We start from the raw sequence: 18,911 nt of genomic DNA on the forward strand, positions 1-18,911 counted from the left end.
TCACCTCAGCGGAACAGCGCCGTGGTCGATTGCATCATCTGGTCGGCGGCGCTGATCACCTTGGCGTTCATCTCGTAGGCGCGCTGGGCGGCGATCAGATCGCTCATTTCCGAGACGACGTCGACATTGGCCTGCTCGAGGCTGCTCTGGGTGATGTTGCCGAAACCCTCCGAGCTCGCGGTGCCGTCCTGCGGTGGGCCGGAGGAGGGCGTCTCGGTGAACTGATTGTTGCCGACCGGCTGGAGGCCGGCCTTGTTGATGAATCGGGTCAGGCCGATCTGGCCCTGCACGGCCGAGGTCGACGAACCCGGCAGCGTCACCGAGACCTGGCCCTGCACGTTGATGGTCAGGCCCGAGGCGTTGTTCGGGATCGTGATCGTCGGTTGCACCGGGTTGCCCTGCGCCGTGACGATGCGCCCCTGATTGTCCATCTGGAAGGTGCCGTCGCGGGTGTACTGGTAGCTGCCGTCGGGCATCAGGATCTTGAAGAAGCCTTCGCCCGTGATGGCCATGTCGAGGTCGTTGCCGGTCTGCGACAGCGTGCCCTGGGTCATGCTGCGCGGGGTGCCGACGGTCTTGACGCCGCCGCCGATGTCGACGCCGACCGGCAGGATGGTGCCCTGGTCGGACGACTGGGCGCCGACCCGGCGGACGTGTTCGTAGATCAGGTCCTGGAACGCCGCGGTCTGCTTCTTGAAGCCGGTGGTGCGCAGGTTCGCGATGTTGTTGGAGATCACCTGAACGTTGAGTTCCTGTGCCGCCATTCCGGTTGCTGCGGTGTGAAGCGCCTGCATGTCAGTTCTCCCTCAATCAGGCCGGAACGTCGGCGAGCTTCTCGATCGCCGATTTGTGCATGTCACTCTGCTGCTGGAGCAGGGTGGCCATGGCGGTGTAGCTGCGCATGACCTCGACCATGCGGCTCATCTCGCCGACCGAGTTCACGTTCGACTTCTCGACATAGCCTTGCTGCACGGTCGACTTGGTGTCGGTCTGCGGGACCGCGGAGCCGATGTTGTAAAGGTTGGCGCCGAGCTTGGTCAGCTTGGCCGGATCGTCGAACGAGGCCATGCGGATCTTGCCGCGGATCGAGTCGTTCTTGGCCGTGCCCTCGAGCACCGTGACGGTGCCGTCCGGCGCGACGTTGATGTCGTGGTCGGTCGGCTGGAAGGTGATCGGGCCGCTGGTGCCCAGCACGAGGTTGCCGTCGGAGGTGACGAGCTGGCCGGTGCTGTTGAGCGAGAATTTGCCGTCGCGGGTGTAGCGCTCGGCGCCATTGGCCTGCACGGCGAAATAGGCGTTACCGCTGATCGCCATGTCGAGCGGATTCTTGGTCGGCTCCATCGGCCCCTGGCCGACGTCGCGGAAGGTGCCGCGATCCTGCACATAGGAGACCCGGCGGTCGGAGCCGACGAAATTGTCCTCACGCGCGTTCGAGTTGAGGTACTCCTCGAACAGCGAATGGTCGGCCTTGAAGCCGTTGGTGTTGGCGTTGGCGACGTTGTTGGCGATGACATCCATCTGCCGTTCCAACGTCATCTGTCGTGACAAGCCGATCAGAAGCGCGTTCTGCATCGGAAATCTCCCCTGAGTGAGATCCGCCAGCTCGCTCTCCCAAGCGCATTGGCCGATCCCGTGAACGAGACCTCGGGTTCTCCCAAACCCTGGGTCTCGATCCTTTCTCAGCGAAACTCGTGCCAAGCTGGAAAACTTTTCAATTTCAATATGTTGACTGTTTTTCGAGGGCACGGGGAGGCGGCAGAAAGGGTCTGTTAGCCATGTTTGCCCGGCAGATTTTTCCTAGCGAAGGCCCAATCGAAAGGTTCCGTTAACCATTATTACCGTAGCGTTTGGGCGTAAGAGGAGCACTGCGCTGGGGCATTTGTATCGCGTCACTGTCTGCCAGGAGCTTCGCTCTTTCGACCCCTTTGAGAGATGAGCGAGCGCGGCGATCATGGCAGAGAATGAAGCGGAAGGCGGCGCAGCCGCTGAGGGCGCGCAAGCCGCTCCGCCCAAGAACAAGTTCAAGCTGATGATCATGGCGGTAGGCCTGCTCGCCGTTCTCGGCGGCGGCGCCGCGACCTGGTTCTTCTTTTTCCGTCACGGCGACGACGAGCATCACGCCGAGGCGGCGCCTCCGCCGAAGCCGCCATCTTTCGTCGAGGTTCCCGACATCATGGTCAACCTCGCCGGCGCGCCGGGCGAGCGCGTGCAATATCTGAAGCTCAAGATCGTGCTGGAGCTGAAGGAAGAGAAGCAGGTCGAGGCGATCAAGCCGACGATGCCGCGCATCACCGACATCTTCCAGACCTATGCGCGCGAGCTGCGCTCCTCCGACCTCAACGGTTCCGCCGGCATCTTCCGCCTCAAGGAAGAGCTGACCAAGCGCGTCAACGCGGCGGTCGCTCCGGTCCAGGTCAGCGCGGTGCTGTTCAAGGAAGTCGTGATCCAGTGAGCATGACGGGCTAGGGATCATGGCAGGCACCGACCAACCAGACCAGGATGCAATTGCCGCCCAATGGGAGGCCTCGCTCGATTCCGAGGATCCCGCCGAGGCCGCGAAAGCTGCTGCCGAAAACGAACTATCGGAGACCATGGCCCTGCAATGGGCGGCCATGGTCGAGGATGGCAGCCGCGATCTCGGCGCCGGCAAGAATTCCGGCGAACGGGTGCTGTCGCAGGAGGAGATCGACAACCTCCTCGGCTTCGCGGTCGGCGACGTCACGCTCGACGACCATTCGGGCATTCGCGCCATCATCGATTCGGCGATGGTCTCCTACGAGCGTCTGCCGATGCTCGAAATCGTCTTCGACCGCCTGGTGCGGTTGCTGACGACCTCCTTGCGCAATTTCACCTCCGACAACGTCGAAGTCTCGCTCGACCGCATCACCTCGGTGCGCTTCGGCGACTACATGAACTCGATCCCGCTGCCAGCCGTCCTCACCGTCTTCAAGGCCGAAGAGTGGGACAATTTCGGCATGGCCGTGGTCGATTCCAGCCTGATCTACTCGATGATCGACGTGCTGCTCGGCGGCCGCCGCGGCTCGAGCCAGCTGCGCATCGAGGGCCGGCCCTACACCACGATCGAGACAGAGCTGGTCAAGCGGCTCGTCGAAGTCGTCATGACCGATGCCGAACAGGCGTTCCGGCCGCTGTCGCCGGTGACCTTCACCATCGACCGGCTCGAGACCAACCCGCGTTTCGCCGCGATCAGCCGTCCTGCCAACGCCGCGATCCTGGTGCGCCTGCGCATCGACATGGAAGATCGCGGCGGCAACATCGAGCTCCTGCTGCCTTACGCGACCATCGAGCCGATCCGGGGCGTCCTGCTCCAGATGTTCATGGGCGAAAAGTTCGGCCGCGACCAGATCTGGGAAGGTCATTTCGCCACCGAAATCGTCCAGGCCGAGATCTCCGTCGACGCTGTGCTCTACGAAGCCGATATTCCGCTCAAGCAGCTGATGCGGCTGAAGGTCGGCGACACGCTGCCGCTGGACATGCGCGCGGATGCCAACGTCACCGTTCGCTGCGGCGACGTCACCATCACCGAAGGACGCATGGGCCGGGTCGGCGACCGCGTCGCGATACGGGTGACGAAACCCTTGCGCAAGCCAAGTACGACACTTGCGATGTTCGAAAAGGTCGACGAGCAGAACAAGATGATGGAGGCCCCATGAACCACTCCCTAGGAATGGCGATCGAGACGCTGGTGGCTATCCTGCTGATGCTGACCATCGTCTACTGCGTCACGCTCAACAAGCGACTGACGCGGCTGAAGGCGGACGAGCATTCGCTGAAGGCGGTCATCGGCGAGCTGATCACCGCAACCGAGATCGCCGAGCGCGCGATCGGCGGGCTGAAGCTCGCCGTGCGCGATGTCAACGAGAACCTCGGCAGCCAGCTCGCGTCGGCGACCCAGATGTCCGAGCAGCTCTACAAGCAGCTTGGCGAAGCCGACAATGTGGTGCGGCGGCTGTCCAAGATCGCGATCGCCGCGCGCCCCGTCACGAACCCGGAAATGGTCGCCGCGCCCGCAACCAAGCCCTCGTCGGCGAAGGCGGTGGCGGCTGCGGCCGAAGCCTTCTCCGAACGCCGACGATCCAACGGTCTTGCCGCATAAAGTCAGGGTATGAAGTCTTTTCGCAACATCCGCGTCATTCCGATCGTGCTGGTTGCCGTCGCTGGCCTCGCCACGCTGAAGGTCACGGGTCTTGTGATCAATGGCGGCTATGTCTTCGACTACAAGCCGAGCCCGACCAAGAAGTCCTGGGCGCAGGAGAATCTGAACTTCCCGGCGAGCCGCGAAGATCCCGATATCACCGGCTCGACCCATGGCGCGCCGAAGGAGGCGCCGAAGCCGGCCGCACCGGACACCAAGTCCGAAGGCGCGGCGGTCAAGGAGGAAGCCCAGCCGCAGATCTCCGCCTCGGAGCGCGCGATCCTGGAACGCCTGCAGTCGCGCCGCCAGGAGATCGAGGCCCGCCAGCGCGAGATCGACATCCGCGAGAGCCTGTTGAAATCCGCCGAGAAGCGCATCGAAAACAAGGTCGAGGAGATGAAGGCGGTAGAAACCCGTATCTCCGCGACGCAGGCCGAGCAGAAGGCCGCCGAAGCCCAGCGCATGAAGGGCCTCGTGACCATGTATGAGGGCATGAAACCCAAGGACGCCGCGCGAGTCTTTGACCGGCTCGAGATGGGCGTGCTGATCGAGATCGCCTCGCAGATCGCGCCGCGAAAAATGTCGGACATCATGGGACTGATGTCCCCCGAGGCCGCCGAGCGGCTGACGGTCGAGATGGCCCGCCGGGCCAATGGCGGCGGCGATCAGTCCGCCTCGGCTGGCGAGCTGCCCAAGATCGACGGCAAGCCGACGCAAAAGCCGAATTGAGGGCTCATACTTAAGAAGTCCTTAATTGCCAAAATCTACAGTCTGGGGCAGGGGCCGGCACCAACGCCGGCGTGGACCGTCGAACCGGAAGAAATGCCGCCAATGGCGCGAGAGGCTGCCGCTGGATTTGTGTCGCGAGCCCGCGTCCTGGCGCGGAGGCTGTCGCGTCATGTCCGCGCGGCGCCGCTGCTGGCAGCCGGCCTGCTGATCGGCTTCACGGCGCCTGCCCGGGCGGCCGACGCTGTCAGGGGCGAGGCGACTTTCTCGGCCGGCGGCGGCTTTGCCCGTCTCGTGATCAAGCTCGGGGAGGACGTCCCCTCCGAGGTGACGACGGCCGGCTCCATTCTCGTCATCCGCTTCGACCGGGCGGTCGACGTGCCCGTCGACCGCGTCCCGGAAGGCGCGCCCGACTACGTCAACTCCGCCCGCCGCGATCCCGACGGCGGCGCCATCCGGCTGTCGCTGGCGCGGCGCGTCACCGTCAACACCATGAATGCCGGCGAACGAACCTTCATCGACCTCTTGCCGGAGGGTTGGAAGGGGCCGCCGCCGAGCCTGCCGATGGACGTGGTCAAGGAACTCGCCGAGCGCGCGCGCGTCGCCGAACGCGCGTTACGCGCCCAGCGCGCCGCGGCGGAGAGCAAGAAGCGTCCGCAGATCCGCGTGCGCGCCTCGGTGCAGCCGACCTTCGTCCGCTTCGTGTTCGAGATGCCCGACGGCGTCGGTGTGTCCTCCGTGCTCAACGAGCAAAAGCTCACGCTCGCCTTCAACGCTAACCTCAATTTCGACCTAGCGGACGCGGTCGTCGCAGCGCCGCCGAACGTCGCCTCGATCAAGCAGAAGGCCGACATCGACCAGACCAGCGTCGAGATCGCGCTGATCGGCGATTCCGACGTGCATTCCTTCCGCGACGAGAAGAACTACGTCGTCGACATCTCCTTCCAGCCGGACAAGGGCAAGATGGCCAATTCGGCCGAGGCGGCGATCGCACAGGCCAAGCCCGCCGCTCATGGACCTGCGCCTGAAAAGCCGGCGGTCGAGAAGCCGAAGGACGCGCAGCGCGAGATCGCGCCGCCGACATCCGAGACGATCGCGCGCGAAGCCAGGATCGACGTCAAGCCCGAGGTGAAGGTGGAAGCGCCCGCCGCCATGCCGCCGCCCGCTGAAGCGCCGAAATGGCTGCCGGCTCCTGCGCTCGAAGCTGCGCACGCTACGCAAGCGCCCAAGGAAGCGGTCAAGGAAGTTGCAAAGACTGTTGCGCCAGTTGCAGAAACTGCGGTCGCGCCCGCCAAGCCGGTCATGGCCGAAGCGCCTCAAGAGGTCGTGAAGGAAGCTGCCAAGGAACCCGTCAAGGAACCCGTCAAGGAGCCGGCCACGGAGGCCGTCAAGGCTGCTCCAGCAGAGGCGCCCGCAGCTCCGCAACCGAGTGGTGCCAGCGTCGATGTCCGCCGCGACAGCGACGGCCTGCGCGTGACCTTCCCGCTTCAGGTCGCAACGCCTGCGGCGGCGTTTCGCCGTGGCGATACCGTCTGGCTGGTGTTCGATACGGCGAAGCTGATCGACGTCGAGGCGATCCGCACCAGGGGCGGTGCGATGATCGGGGAAGTCGGCCGCGTCCCGCTCGAGAAGGGACAGGCGGTGCGCATCCGTCTCACCCGGCCGCTGGTCTATTCGCTGACGAGCGAGGAGGTCGGCAAGCAGACCAACTGGCTCTTGACCCTCGCCGACAAGATCCAGGCGACGCCGCTGCCGCTGATGATCTCGCGCAACATCACCGACCCGGCGCTTGCCAACATCGCGATCCCCTTCGCCAATCCGGGGCTCCTGCACAAGCTCACCGATCCCGATGCCGGCGACACGCTCTATGTCATCACCGCACAGCGGCCGGTGCGCGGTTTCATCAAGCGGCAAGACCTCGTTGATCTCGCGCTGCTGGAATCCGCGCATGGCATCGCGATCCGGCCGAATTCCGATGAGGTCGGCGTCGAGGTCGGGGCCGACAAGGTCATCCTCGGCAAGAAGGGTGGGCTGACGCTGTCGCCGGTCGACATCTCGGCCGAGCGCGCGCCGACCGCGGTGCGGCCGGTCTTCAGCCCCGAAGGCTGGCGCAAGGGCCAGTCGGAAAATTTCATAGCGCGCCAGAACGAACTGATCACGGCGATCTCCAACGTCGAACCGGCGATGCGTTCGCTGCCGCGGCTCGACCTCGCGCAATTCTACATGTCGCGCGCGATGTATCACGAGGCCAAGGCCGTCACCGAATTGATGCTGGCCGATCCTCTCAACAAGGAGGAGAGCGGTGCGCTGATCATGCATGCGATCGCGAGCATCCTGATCGGCCGGCCGGCGCAGGGCCTGAAGGACCTCGCCAACCCCGTGATCGGCAACAGCCACGATTCACAGCTTTGGAAGGCGCTCGCCTATGCGCGCCAGGGCAAATGGGCGGACGCACGCGAGAAGTTCAAGAACGTCGAGTTCGCCATCGCCTCGCTGCCGCTCGACATCCAGCGCATCGTGACGATGGAGGCGATGCGCGCTTCGCTCGAGGTGAAGGACTATGCCGGCGCCTCCAAGCGCCGCAGCGAGCTCGAGGTGGTCGGCGTCTCGCCCGACGCCGCGCCCGGCTTTGCCGTGCTGCGCGGCCGGCTCGCCGAGGCGCTCGGCCACGACAAGGACGCGCTCGACGACTACAAGTTCGCGGTCGGCTCGTCCGACCGGCCGGCTGCGGCCGAGGCCAAACAGCTCGAGGTCGCGCTGCGGCAGAAGCGCGACGAGATCGGCAAGGAAGACGCGCTGCGCGAGCTCGAAACGCTCTCGATGACCTGGCGCGGCGACTCGATCGAGGTCAAGACGCTCCAGATGCTGTCGCAGATGTTTGCCGAGAACGGGCGCTACCGGGACGCGCTCACCGCGGCGCGTACCGCGACAAAGCTGCAGCCGAACGCGGACGCCTCGCGCCAGGCGCAGGACCTCGCCTCCGACCTATTCACGCAGATCTTCCTGGGGCCCAAGGGCGACGAGCTGCCGCCGATCGAAGCGCTCGGGATGTTCTACGAGTTCCGCGAGCTGACGCCGATCGGCCGCCGCGGCGACGAACTGATCCGGCGCCTCTCCGACCGTCTCGCCTCGATCGATCTGCTCGACCAGGCCGCCGAGCTCCTGCAATACCAGGTCGACCACCGCCTCGAAGGCGCGGCGCGTGCGCAAGTCGCCGCGCGCCTGTCCATGATCTATCTCGCCAACCGCAGACCCGACATGGCGATCACGGCGTTGCGCGCGAGCCGTATCAGCGACCTCTCAGGCGAGCTCAGGCAGCAACGCCTGCTGCTGGAGGCGCGTGCCCAGAGCGACGTCGGCCGCCACGATCTCGCGCTCGACATCGTCTCCAACGTTACGGGGCGCGAAGTGCTGCGGCTGCGCTCCGACATCTTCTGGGCGGCGCGGCGCTGGCGTGAATCCGCCGAGCAGATCGAGCTTTATTACGGCGAGCGCTTCCGCGACTTCAAGCCGCTCAACGCGGTGGAGAAAAGCGACATCATCCGCGCGGCCGTCGGTTATGCGCTCGCCGACGACTCGATCGGCATGTCGCGCTTCCGCGAGAAATATGCGCCGCTGATGAGCGAGAGCGCCGATCGGCTCGCCTTCGACATCGCCAGCAAACCGACCGGCGCCTCCAGCGCCGAATTTGCCGATATCGCCAAGCTGGCTGCCAGCGTCGACACGCTCGACGGCTTCCTGCGCGAGATGAAGCAGCGCTTCCCCGACGCCACCGCCCGCGCGCCGGCCTCGCCGCAGGCCAAGGACGAATCCGACCACACCGGCTCGCTGCCCACGATCCCGGTGGTGCGGCAGATCAAGATGACGCGGTAGGATCGCTGCTCCTTCTGGACCTCGCGAGAGGTGTCCGCTGAGCAAGCTCCTCGCAGTGACGGGCAGGGGCCGAAGACGATCGCCCAGAAGCGCGTACTCATCAACCTGATCAGCCCGCGTGGAGAAACAGCGAAGCAGCTAAGGCCAGCAAGCGACGTTAACGGGCTTAATGGAGCTTTACCCGCACCTGATAAATTGCCGAGCCCAAAGTCGACGCAAGCACAAGCACAAGACCAAGCCCGATCATAGGGTTCCTTGCGATCACCGCCGCAAGCGATACGCCCAGCGCAGCGGCCAACATCTGCCAGAAACCCAACAGGGCCGAGGCAGCACCGGCGCGATCGCCGAATGGCGAAAGAGCTTGCGCGCTGCAGAGCGGATTGACCATGCCCATGCCTAGCAGGAATACGCATGCGCCGACAAGAAATGGCAAAAAGCGCCCGTCGAAAAGCGCGAATAGCAACACCATACCGCCACCGACACAGGCTAGCGCGAGGCCGATGCAAATCGATCGGTCGAGACCAAGGTGCGGAACGATTTTTGTAGCGATAATGCCAGCGCTAAAGACGATCATGACAGTGCCTGCGAAGAACAGGCCGAGTTGCATGGGCGTGAAGTCGAGGCCTTCTATCAAGACACGCGGCAACGCCGAAAACATTGCAAACAGCGCACCTAAGATGAGGCTAACAGTTGCGGCAGGAACCACGAAACGGCGGTCAGTCGATAGCGACCAGTAATTCTTGGCGATCGTCGAGAAATCGAACTCGGCGCGTGGCGCGTGGTGCGTTTCTCCGAAAGCCGCAAGAAATGCCGAAGCGGCGACGACGGCGAAGATTCCGACGAACACAAATGCTGAACGCCAGCCAAAAAAATGATCCAGCGCGCCACCGACCAGGGGCGAGAATCCGGGCGCTGCTGCCATCGCAACCATAACAAAGGTGAGCACGCGCGCTAGCTTTTCGCCCTGAAAAAGATCTCTTGCGATAGCTCGCGAAAGGACGGACGTGGCACACGCGCCACCGGCCTGCACAACGCGGCCAATCAATAGTGCCGCCAAATCATTGGCTAACGCGCACCATATGCTACCTGCGAAAAATACAGCAAACCCGATCATCACGGGTACGCGCCGGCCGAAACGATCCGACAACGGACCGACAACAAGTTGTCCGACCGCGAACATGGCGAGGAATATGGTGATAGCTGACGTTACCTGAGCGCTGGAAACGCCCACCGCGACGGCGATACTCGGTAGCGACGGCAACAGAATGTTGGTGGCCAACGTGCCACTCGCAGACAGCGCAGCAAGAACGGCGACCTGAAGACCAAGTGGCACGGCTCGAGCTAGCGGACGGTCTTCGACGTTGCTGGTCATAAGCCGCTTCGGATCAATGAATGATAACCATCATATCAACGACCCGTTGAATGCGCAACCTGAGCATATTCCGGTATGTCACGAACCACCGAACGCGCTCACGGTGGCAGGCTTCCGCATTGCGCTGATAAGCTGAAGTGCACCCCTACAAGCCTTGGGCCAGAGGATAGGGGCAGTGACCGCTCCCCAGGCCGGCTACCCCCCGTAACTCTGTACCAGGCTCCCTGCCACCAGCGACCAGCCGTCGACGAGCACGAAGAAGATCAGCTTGAACGGCAGCGAGATGGTTGCGGGCGGCAGCATCATCATGCCCATCGACATCAGCACGGACGCGACGACGAGGTCGATGATCAGGAACGGAAGGAACAGCAGAAAGCCGATCTCGAAGGCGCGCTTCAACTCCGAGATCATGAAGGCAGGGACGAGGATGCGTAAGCCGAGATCGTCGGGGGTTGCCGGCGGCGGCTCGCCGGAGAGATCCAGGAACAGCTTGAGGTCCTTCTCGCGGACGTTCTTCTGCATGAAGCCGCGCAGGGGGACGGAGGCGCGTTGAAGCGCGTCCTCGACGCCGAGCTGATTGGCGACCAGCGGACGGATGCCTTCGTCGTAGGATTTTTGCAGGACGGGTCCCATCACGAAGAAGGTGAGGAACATCGCCAACGCGATGATCACCGAGTTGGGCGGGGCGGTCGCCGTGCCCATCGCGGTGCGCAGCAGCGACAGCACGACCACGATGCGCGTGAACGACGTCATCATGATCAGGATCGACGGTGCGATCGACAGCACCGTCAGCAGCGCGATCAGCTGGATCGCGCGCTCGGTGACGCCGCCACCGCCAGCGCCTCCGCCGCCGAGATTGATGCTGATGTCCTGCGCATGCGCTGGCATCGCGAGCGAAGCCGCGCCGATCAGGACAGAAAGAAAAAAAACTCTACGCGGGAGGGCCGGCAGCCTCACGAAGACGGCTTCGGACGGCCGAGCAACGAGGCCATCTCGTCTTCGAGATTTTCAAAGCTGGTCTTTTCCGGGGCCGGCTTTGCGGGAGGGGCCGGTGGTGCCGACGGCTCGCTGCGGGCCACACGCGGAGGAGCGGCCGGGGGCTCCGGGGCGACCGGAGGAGCAAGCGTCTCGCCGGCGGGGCGGCGCAGCGCAGCTTCGAGCCGCTGCGCCATCTCGGCGAGATTCTGCTCGGCGCTCGATGGCGCCCCGGGAGCGGGCGCCGGCGGCGGAACTGGCGGAGCCTGCGGCACAGGCGGAGGTGGCGCGGCGACGCGCTCGGCGCGCACTGGAGGCGCCTTCACCGGCTCGCTCTGGCGCGGCGGACGCGGCATCAGAGGGGGTTCGTTGCGCGCAACGCGCGGCGGAACAGGTTCGGGACGCAGCTCGCGCTCGGGGCGCGGCGCGATCGGCTCGGAGGTGAAGCCGCCCAATGGCGGCTCGTTGCGGCGTTCGGCCATCGCGGGAGCCGGCCGGCGCACTTCGTCGGCGAAGGAGGGGCGCGTGGGCCGCGGTGGCGGCTCGGGCATGTGCGGCTCGGGATGATCGAGCAGCTCGGGCCGCGGTGCTTCGTCGGCCCAGCTGCTGGTATCATGCATCGGCGCAAGACGCGGTGGCTCGGCGGCATTGGGACGCTGCGGGAGCTGGTCGCGGCCGGGCGCTGCGCGCACGATGTTGGGTTCGACGACGATGTCGGTGGGGCCGCCGATCATCAGAAGATGCTCGACATTGTCGCGCCGGACCAGCACCAGACGGCGGCGGCCGTCGACCGCGGCGGCATCGATCACGGCGAGCCGGGGCATCCGGCCGCGCTGGGTGTTGGCGCCGAGCCGGCTGGTGGCGAATCGGCGAACCAGCCATGCAGCGACGCCGATCAACGCCAGAACGACGATGAACGCGACGATGAAGGTGATAGGGCTGCCTTGCATACTTGTCCCCGACAAATGGCGCTTGTCTCGGGCCCGTGGTCAGATGCGCCAACCACCGGCTTACGTTGCCCCAAACTGCGATTTCTTAACGTCCCACGGCAAGTTTTGCCGTCCCCAACTCTTAATAACCCATGAATCGCTCGATCCAAAACGACTTCTTGGCCTGTGCACGCGCCGCCAAGCGGTTGGGTTAATGCCGCTTTTGGAGGCGTAGAATCACGGGGCGCGCGCATCCGTGTCCCGGCGGGGGACAACTGCCTGCGACCTCCTTAACCAGCTGTTAACCATACAGGCGGCAAATTCTGCCTAGCTTCGGACCTGGGTCCTGCGAGGCGGAAGGAGCCGCAACGATGTCCATCAACGATCTTCCGGTGCTCTCGGCGCTTCGCACCAAGATGCAATGGCACCAGGAGCGCCAGCGCGTCCTGTCCGAGAACGTCTCCAATTCCGACACGCCCAAATTCCGGCCGCGCGACTTGGTCGAGCCGAAGCTGGACAAGGCCGGGGCCGTTACGGGTTCGATGGGCCCCTTGGCGCTTACCCGCACCAGCGGTTCCCACATGGCGCCGTCAGGCGCGGCCTCCGGATTCGACCAGAACAAGAATGCGGGTTTTGAGACCCGCCCCGCGGGCAACGCCGTCAATCTCGAAGAGGAGATGATGAAGGCCGCCAGCAACCAGATGGATTATGCGGCGGCGACCTCGCTCTATTCGAAGAGCCTGCACCTGCTCAAGACCGCGATCGGCAAAGGCTAGAGCTAGAGGAAGCGCATCATGGCGAATGACAGCAGCGACTTTGCCCGTTCGATGGCTATCGCGACCTCCGGTCTGCGGGCGCAGGCCGGGCGCATGCGGGTGATCTCCGAGAACATCGCGAACGCGGATTCGACCTCACAAAGCGCCGGCGGCGATCCCTACCGGCGCAAGGTGCCGACCTTCTCCTCCGCGCTCGACCGTACACTCGACGCGCAGGTCGTCACCCTCGGCAGGATCAAGCCCGACCAGTCCAATTTCCGCACCAAATACGAGCCGAACAATCCGGCAGCGGATGCGACCGGCAACGTCAAATATCCCAACGTGAACTCGGTGGTCGAGATGACCGACATGCGCGACGCGCAGCGGTCGTACGAAGCCAATCTCAACATCATCAGCGCGACGCGCCGGATGATCCAGCGCACCCTCGACATCCTCAAAAGCTGAACAGGACATTTGAATCATGGCAACACCGACAATTGCCGCCAACGCCTATGCAAACCTTGCCCGCGTGCTGGAGAACAGCGGTGCCGGCAAGGGCAGCGAGCCGAGCGGGCAGTCCTTCGCCTCGCTTCTGAAAGACACTGTCGGCAGCGTCCTGGAGTCCGGCCGCAAATCCGATGCGCAGACGGTGGCGATGGCCGCCGGCAAGGCCAACGTGATGGACGTGGTGACGGCGGTGGCAGACACCGATGTTGCCGTGTCCACGCTGGTCTCGGTCCGCGACCGCGTGATCGCGGCCTATGAAGACATCATGAAGATGCCGATCTGATTTTTGGCGCTCGCGCCCGCCCCAACCGTCATTGCGAGCGCAGCGAAGCAATCCAGAGTCTTTCCGCAGCGGCAGTCTGGATTGCTTCGCTACGCTCGCAATGACGGGGGATAGGCCTTCGCATCGCTCGCAAGAGCGGTGGGAGGCGAGGAATAAGACAAAGGAACTGCAAAATGACCGGACCGGAAACCCTCGACGTCGCGCGTGATGCGATCTGGACCATCGTGATCGTGTCGTCGCCCCTGATGGTGGTCGGCCTCGTGGTCGGCGTCGTCGTGTCGCTGTTCCAGGCGCTGACGCAGATCCAGGAGCAGACGCTGATCTACGTGCCGAAGATCCTGGCCATCTTTGCCACAATGCTGTTGGCCTTGCCGTTCATGGCCGACGCGCTGCATTCCCACATGCTGCGGATATCGTCGCGAATCATCGGCGGCTGAGGCACTATGCGCCCGTCATGCGCATCGACGTCTCGCTGCTGCCGGCGCTTGCCGCCTCCTTCATGCTCGCCTTTGCCCGGGTCGGCGCGATGGTGATGCTGTTGCCGGGCCTGGGCGAGACCAATATCCCGACACGGATCAAACTGTCGATCGCGCTGCTGCTCACGCTGATCATCCTGCCGCTGCATCGCAACGCCTATCAGGTCGACATGGGCTCGATCGCGCCGCTGCTGGTCCTGATGCTGCATGAGATCGTGATCGGCATCGTGCTGGGGGCGACCGCGCGGGTGACATTGTCGGCGCTGCAGGTCGCCGGTTCCGTGATCGCGCAGCAGATGGGGCTCGGCTTCGTCACCTCGGTCGATCCGACGCAGGGACAGCAGGGCGTGCTGGTCGGTAACTTCCTGACGATACTGGGGGTGACACTGCTGTTCGCCACGGATAGTCATCATCTGGTGATCGCGGCGCTGAACGACAGCTACACGATCTTCGCGCCGGGCGAGACCGTGTCGAGCGCCGATGTCGCCGCGCTGGCGACGCGCGCCTTTGCCGCCGCATTCCGCCTGGGCTTGCAACTTTCCGGCCCGTTCCTGGTGTTCGGCCTCGTCTTCAACATCGGGCTCGGCGTGCTGGCGCGGCTGATGCCGCAGATGCAGGTCTATTTCGTCGGCGTGCCGCTCTCGATCTTCGCCGGCTTCCTGGTGCTCGCCGTCGTGCTCACGGCGATGATGGGCACCTATCTCGACTATTTCATCGGTGTCATGCACCAGATGATGCCACTCAAGTGACCGGGTGATCGATGGCGGAAGACAACGATCCAGAGAGTCAAACAGAAGACCCGACGCAAAAACGTCTCGAAGAGGCGCTCGAACGCGGTGACGTCGCCAAGAGCCAGGAGATCAACACCTGGTTCATGATCGCGGGCGCCACGCTCGTGGTCTCGAGCTTCTCGGGATCGGTCGGTAGCGGGCTGTTGGCGCCGATGCGCAACCTGCTCGCCAATTCCTGGATGATCAAGACCGACGGCAGGGCTCTGCTCGCCCTGATGCAGCAGATCGAAGTCGCGGTGCTCGCGGCGGTGGGCGTGCCGCTGCTGATGCTGGTACTGGCGGCAATTGCCGGTAACGTGCTGCAGCACCGCCTGGTCTGGTCGGCCGAATCCCTCAAGCCCAAGTTCAGCAAGCTGTCGCCTGCCGAAGGCCTCAAGCGCATCTTCGGCAAGCAAGCGGCGGCGAACTTCCTCAAGGGTCTCGGCAAGCTGATCGTGCTCGGCGCGGTCATGACCGTGATCCTGTGGCCGGAGCGGCATCGCATGGAGGCGATGGTCAGGCTCGATCCGGCCGCCCTGCTCGGCGCCTCCACCAGCCTGACCATTCATCTGCTCGCCGCGGTGGTCGCGGCGCTCGCCATCATCGCCATCGGCGACTATTTCTTCCAGTATCGCAGCTGGTTCCAGCGGCAGAAGATGTCGCTCCAGGAGATCAAGGAAGAGTACAAGCAGTCCGAAGGCGACCCGCACATCAAGGGCAAGCTCAGGCAACTGCGCCAGCAGCGCTCGAAGAAGCGCATGATGGCGGCGGTTCCCAAGGCCTCCGTGATCATCACCAACCCGACCCACTATTCGATCGCGCTGTCCTACGAGCGCGGCATGTCGGCGCCGATCTGCGTCGCCAAGGGCGTCGACAACCTCGCTTTCAAGATCCGGGAGATCGCGCGCGAGCACGACATCCCGATCGTCGAGAACGTGCCGCTCGCCCGCGCGCTCTATGCCACCGTCGAGATCGACGAAGAAATCCCGACCGAGCACTACCATGCGGTCGCCGAAGTCATCGGCTACGTCATGCGTCTGAAGAGCGGATTCGGTGCCAGCCGGCAATAATACCCCTGAAAAGTACTGGAAATGGCCGTAATCTGGGAATCAGCGTACCTTTCGCCCCTGCTGCTCTTGCGCCTGCGGGTCCGATTCAGGCAGGGAGGACCCTGCGCGCCCTGTAGCGCGTTGATTCTCTGCCGACAGGCTGTGCCAGCTTGAGATGACTGCCGAGACCGACCACGACCTCACACGCGAGCCCGTTGCGGCGCAAGAGCCGTCGCCGCGCTCGGGCAGCATTGCCCTGGTGTTGCTGGTGGCCGCCGGGCTCGTCGCCGTTGCCGTCGGCTTGATGACGCTCGGGCGCGCGCAGGCCCAGCCCTATATTCTCGGCATCCTCGCCGTGCTGGCGATGGTCGGCCTGTTCAATCTGTTCGCCTTTGCCGCCGGCATCATCCGCTTCGTCGATCGCAATCTCGACGATCCCGTGATGGGCCGCATCGCCGATCACGCCTTCGACGGCCTCGCCGTGACCGACCCGCGCGGCCATGTGGTCTATTCCAATGCGGCCTATCTGACGCTGACCGGCGCCGCCGGCCCGCAGGACGTGCGCCCCGTGGAGCGCGTCTTCATCGGCAACCCCGACGTCTCCGAAGCGGTGTTCCGCCTGTTGAAAGCCGCGCGCGAAGGCAAGCGGCAGCAGGAAGAGGTGCGCATCTCCGGCCATGACGGCAGCCAGGGCCGCTGGCTGCGCATGCGGGTGCGGCCCCTCGGCACCGGCAAGCGCGAGACGAGATACGCGGTGTGGTCGATCGCCGACATCACCCGCGACCGCGAGCGCCAGGAGGACGTGTTCCAGGAACTCCAGCACGCGATCGAATATCTCGATCACGCGCCTTGCGGTTTCTTCTCGGTCAATCCAGCCGGCGAGCTCGCTTATGTCAACGCGACGCTGGCGAACTGGCTCGACTACGACCTTGCCGAGATCGGCTCGGGCGGGCTGAAGCTCACCGACATCGTCTCCGGCGACGGCGCTTCGCTGCTTACCGCGATCGTGGCGGTGCCGGGCGAGGTCAAGACGGAAGTCTTTGACATCGACCTGCGCATGCGTACCGGCAAGACCATGCCGGTGCGGCTCTATCACAAGCTCGCCTTCGGCGCCGACGGTGCGCCAGGCCCGTCGCGCACGCTGGTGATCAGCCGCGCCCGCGACGAGCGCAGCGATCCGGACCGCGCCGCCGAAGTGCGCTTCATGCGCTTCTTCGACCATACGCCGATGGCGATCGCCACCGTCGACCGCGGCGGCAACGTCGTGCGCGCCAATGCGCGCTACGCCAAGCTCGGGCAGGCGTTGGGGCTCGACAGCGCCAGCAAGTCGATCTTCCGCGCGGTCAATTCGCGCGACCGTCATTTGCTGATCGCGGCCATCAACCAGGCCGCCGAGAATCAGGCCGACATCGCGCCGGTCGAGGTCGCGCTGGAAGGAACCAAGGAGCGCTGGGGCCAGTTCTTCGTCACGCCGGTCGACGGGGGTGAGAACGACGCGGAAGCCGCCATCGTGCACATGCTCGAGACCACCGAGCGGCGCGCGCTGGAGAACCAGATCAACCAGTCGCAGAAGATGGAGACCGTCGGCCAGCTCGCCGGCGGCATCGCCCACGACTTCAACAACGTGCTCTCCGCCATCATGATGGCGAACGACTTCCTGCTGAACGCGCACAAGCCGACCGACCCGTCGTTCCAGGATATCATGCAGATCAAGCAGAACGCGACGCGGGCCGCGACGCTGGTGCGGCAGTTGCTGGCGTTCTCGCGGCGGCAGACGCTGCGGCCGCAGGTGCTCGACCTCGGCGATGCGCTCTCCGACCTCGCCATGCTGCTGCGCCGCCTGATCGGCGAGAAGGTCAAGCACGAGACCATCCACGGCCGCGATCTCTGGCCGGTCAAGGTCGACGTCTCCCAGTTCGAGCAGGTCATCGTCAATCTCGCGGTCAACGCGCGCGACGCCATGCCCGACGGCGGCAAGCTGATCATCCGGACCGCCAACGTCACCACCGAGGAAGCGGCCAGGCTGGCCTACAAGGGCATGCCGGCAGCGGACTACGTGCGGATCGAGGTCGCCGACACCGGTACCGGCATTCCCGCCGACATCCGCGACAAGATCTTCGAGCCGTTCTTCTCGACCAAGGAGGTCGGCAAGGGCACCGGCCTCGGGCTCTCGACCGTCTATGGCATCGTCAAGCAGACCGGCGGTTTCATTTACGTGGACTCCGAGCCGGGGCAGGGCACCTCGTTCCAGATCTTCCTGCCGCGCCATCATGCCGAGCCGGAGGTGCAGGTCGAGCAGCCGGCGCCGGTCGTGGGCGCCAGCAATGGTGCCGCGAAGGAAGCTGGGTCCACGGCGGACGCCAAGCCCCGCACCGATCTCACCGGACAGGGCACTATCCTGCTGGTCGAGGACGAAGAGGGCCTGCGCGCGCTCAACGCACGCGGTCTGCGCTCGCGCGGCTACACTGTGGTCGAGGCCGAAAATGGCATCGAGGCGCTGGAGGTGCTGGAAGAGCAGAGCGGCGGAATCGATCTCGTCGTGTCCGACGTCGTGATGCCGGAGATGGACGGCCCCACGCTGCTCAAGGCGATGCGGGAGAAGAACCCCGACATCAAGTTCATCTTCGTCTCCGGCTACGCGGAAGACGCGTTCGAGAAGAGCCTGCCCGAAGGCCAGCAGTTCGACTTCCTGCCCAAGCCGTTCACGCTGAGCCAGCTCGTGGCGGCCGTGAAGGAGACGATGGCGAAGGCGGGGTGAGGGCGCGGGCTCCACGTTCTCCGTCATTGCGAGGAGCGAAGCGACGAAGCAATCCAGTTGCCTCCGCGGAAACAGCCTGGATTGCTTCGCTTCGCTCGCAATGACGAGAAAAAAGCTCTCAACAGCCACCGGTAACCCGCGACCGCGGCTCCTTCGCTCGCCCGGCCAAGCTGCCGCCAAATATGGGCTTTTGCCACATCCCCGCGACTGAGGGCCGCAGCCACAAGTTCCGATAGTGGCTTCCTTTTTACGGAAGGCTGCCCATCTTAGGGGCACGTCCCC

At 64.6% G+C, this 18,911-nt stretch carries 17 protein-coding genes; 12 read left to right on the forward strand and 5 right to left on the reverse strand.

The genetic code is table 11. The annotated features are described in order from the left end of the window. Positions 1 to 5: 5 nt before the first annotated feature. Together flgG and flgF are read right to left on the reverse strand one after the other, a co-directional pair. Positions 6 to 794 (reverse strand): flagellar basal-body rod protein FlgG, encoded by a 789-nt coding sequence (gene flgG / locus AC0L3U_RS20265; RefSeq protein WP_007602131.1) that lies wholly within the window; start codon positions 792 to 794, stop codon positions 6 to 8. A gap of 16 nt (positions 795 to 810) precedes the next feature. Next, positions 811 to 1,572: a flagellar basal-body rod protein FlgF gene (gene flgF, locus AC0L3U_RS20270; protein WP_456769149.1), complete on the reverse strand. Its 762-nt coding sequence runs from the start codon at positions 1,570 to 1,572 to the stop codon at positions 811 to 813. A gap of 379 nt (positions 1,573 to 1,951) precedes the next feature. On the opposite strand from flgF, the gene fliL reads away from it, so the two are divergent. From fliL to AC0L3U_RS20295, 5 genes are all read left to right on the forward strand, one after another. Beyond that, the gene (gene fliL, locus AC0L3U_RS20275; protein ID WP_247287339.1) at positions 1,952 to 2,452 is read left to right on the forward strand and encodes a flagellar basal body-associated protein FliL; all 501 of its coding nucleotides are present in this window, start codon (positions 1,952 to 1,954) and stop codon (positions 2,450 to 2,452) included. Positions 2,453 to 2,471: 19 nt separating this feature from the next. Then, positions 2,472 to 3,674: a flagellar motor switch protein FliM gene (fliM, locus tag AC0L3U_RS20280; RefSeq protein WP_007602134.1), complete on the forward strand. Its 1,203-nt coding sequence runs from the start codon at positions 2,472 to 2,474 to the stop codon at positions 3,672 to 3,674. Next, positions 3,671 to 4,117 carry a DUF6468 domain-containing protein gene (locus AC0L3U_RS20285; RefSeq protein WP_473362944.1) on the forward strand — a complete coding sequence of 149 codons (447 nt, stop codon included), beginning with the start codon at positions 3,671 to 3,673 and terminating at the stop codon, positions 4,115 to 4,117. Before fliM ends, AC0L3U_RS20285 begins: the two co-directional genes overlap by 4 nt. 9 nt (positions 4,118 to 4,126) lie before the next feature. Next, a complete protein-coding gene (locus AC0L3U_RS20290; RefSeq protein WP_247362564.1) occupies positions 4,127 to 4,885 on the forward strand; it encodes a MotE family protein in 759 nt (252 codons plus the stop codon). 102 nt (positions 4,886 to 4,987) lie between these two features. Then, a complete protein-coding gene (locus tag AC0L3U_RS20295) occupies positions 4,988 to 8,755 on the forward strand; it encodes a tetratricopeptide repeat protein (protein ID WP_473362945.1) in 3,768 nt (1,255 codons plus the stop codon). A 166-nt stretch (positions 8,756 to 8,921) separates the two neighbouring features. Here the strand turns inward: AC0L3U_RS20295 and AC0L3U_RS20300 are convergent, their stop codons facing one another. The 3 genes from AC0L3U_RS20300 to AC0L3U_RS20310 form a co-directional block, all read right to left on the reverse strand. Continuing rightward, a complete protein-coding gene (locus AC0L3U_RS20300) occupies positions 8,922 to 10,127 on the reverse strand; it encodes a multidrug effflux MFS transporter (protein ID WP_473362946.1) in 1,206 nt (401 codons plus the stop codon). Between the two features lie 195 nt (positions 10,128 to 10,322). Then, a complete protein-coding gene (fliP, locus tag AC0L3U_RS20305) occupies positions 10,323 to 11,084 on the reverse strand; it encodes a flagellar type III secretion system pore protein FliP (protein ID WP_027567605.1) in 762 nt (253 codons plus the stop codon). After that, on the reverse strand, positions 11,081 to 12,052 hold the full coding sequence (locus AC0L3U_RS20310; RefSeq protein WP_473362947.1) for a flagellar biosynthetic protein FliO: 972 nt from the start codon (positions 12,050 to 12,052) through the stop codon (positions 11,081 to 11,083). Before AC0L3U_RS20310 ends, fliP begins: the two co-directional genes overlap by 4 nt. 350 nt (positions 12,053 to 12,402) lie before the next feature. Here AC0L3U_RS20310 and flgB point away from each other — a divergent pair, with 350 nt between their 5' ends. From flgB to cckA, 7 genes are all read left to right on the forward strand, one after another. Beyond that, a complete protein-coding gene (gene flgB / locus AC0L3U_RS20315; protein WP_027518914.1) occupies positions 12,403 to 12,807 on the forward strand; it encodes a flagellar basal body rod protein FlgB in 405 nt (134 codons plus the stop codon). Positions 12,808 to 12,825: 18 nt separating this feature from the next. Next, entirely contained in the window at positions 12,826 to 13,251 is a 426-nt protein-coding gene (flgC, locus tag AC0L3U_RS20320; protein WP_027567607.1) for a flagellar basal body rod protein FlgC, read from the forward strand. A 16-nt stretch (positions 13,252 to 13,267) separates the two neighbouring features. After that, positions 13,268 to 13,576, forward strand: coding sequence for a flagellar hook-basal body complex protein FliE (gene fliE / locus AC0L3U_RS20325; protein WP_007612285.1), 309 nt, complete (start codon positions 13,268 to 13,270; stop codon positions 13,574 to 13,576). A 173-nt stretch (positions 13,577 to 13,749) separates the two neighbouring features. Then, on the forward strand, positions 13,750 to 14,013 hold the full coding sequence (gene fliQ / locus AC0L3U_RS20330) for a flagellar biosynthesis protein FliQ (protein ID WP_007612284.1): 264 nt from the start codon (positions 13,750 to 13,752) through the stop codon (positions 14,011 to 14,013). Positions 14,014 to 14,030: 17 nt separating this feature from the next. After that, the gene (gene fliR / locus AC0L3U_RS20335) at positions 14,031 to 14,801 is read left to right on the forward strand and encodes a flagellar biosynthetic protein FliR (RefSeq protein ID WP_456769155.1); all 771 of its coding nucleotides are present in this window, start codon (positions 14,031 to 14,033) and stop codon (positions 14,799 to 14,801) included. An 11-nt stretch (positions 14,802 to 14,812) separates the two neighbouring features. Beyond that, complete coding sequence (gene flhB, locus AC0L3U_RS20340) at positions 14,813 to 15,892, forward strand: flagellar biosynthesis protein FlhB (RefSeq protein ID WP_027518912.1); 1,080 nt, start codon at positions 14,813 to 14,815, stop codon at positions 15,890 to 15,892. Between the two features lie 154 nt (positions 15,893 to 16,046). Next, a complete protein-coding gene (gene cckA / locus AC0L3U_RS20345) occupies positions 16,047 to 18,629 on the forward strand; it encodes a cell cycle histidine kinase CckA (protein WP_473362948.1) in 2,583 nt (860 codons plus the stop codon). The last annotated feature ends 282 nt before the right edge of the window (positions 18,630 to 18,911 follow it).

The sequence above is a fragment of the Bradyrhizobium sp. Kon69 genome, assembly GCF_055807515.1.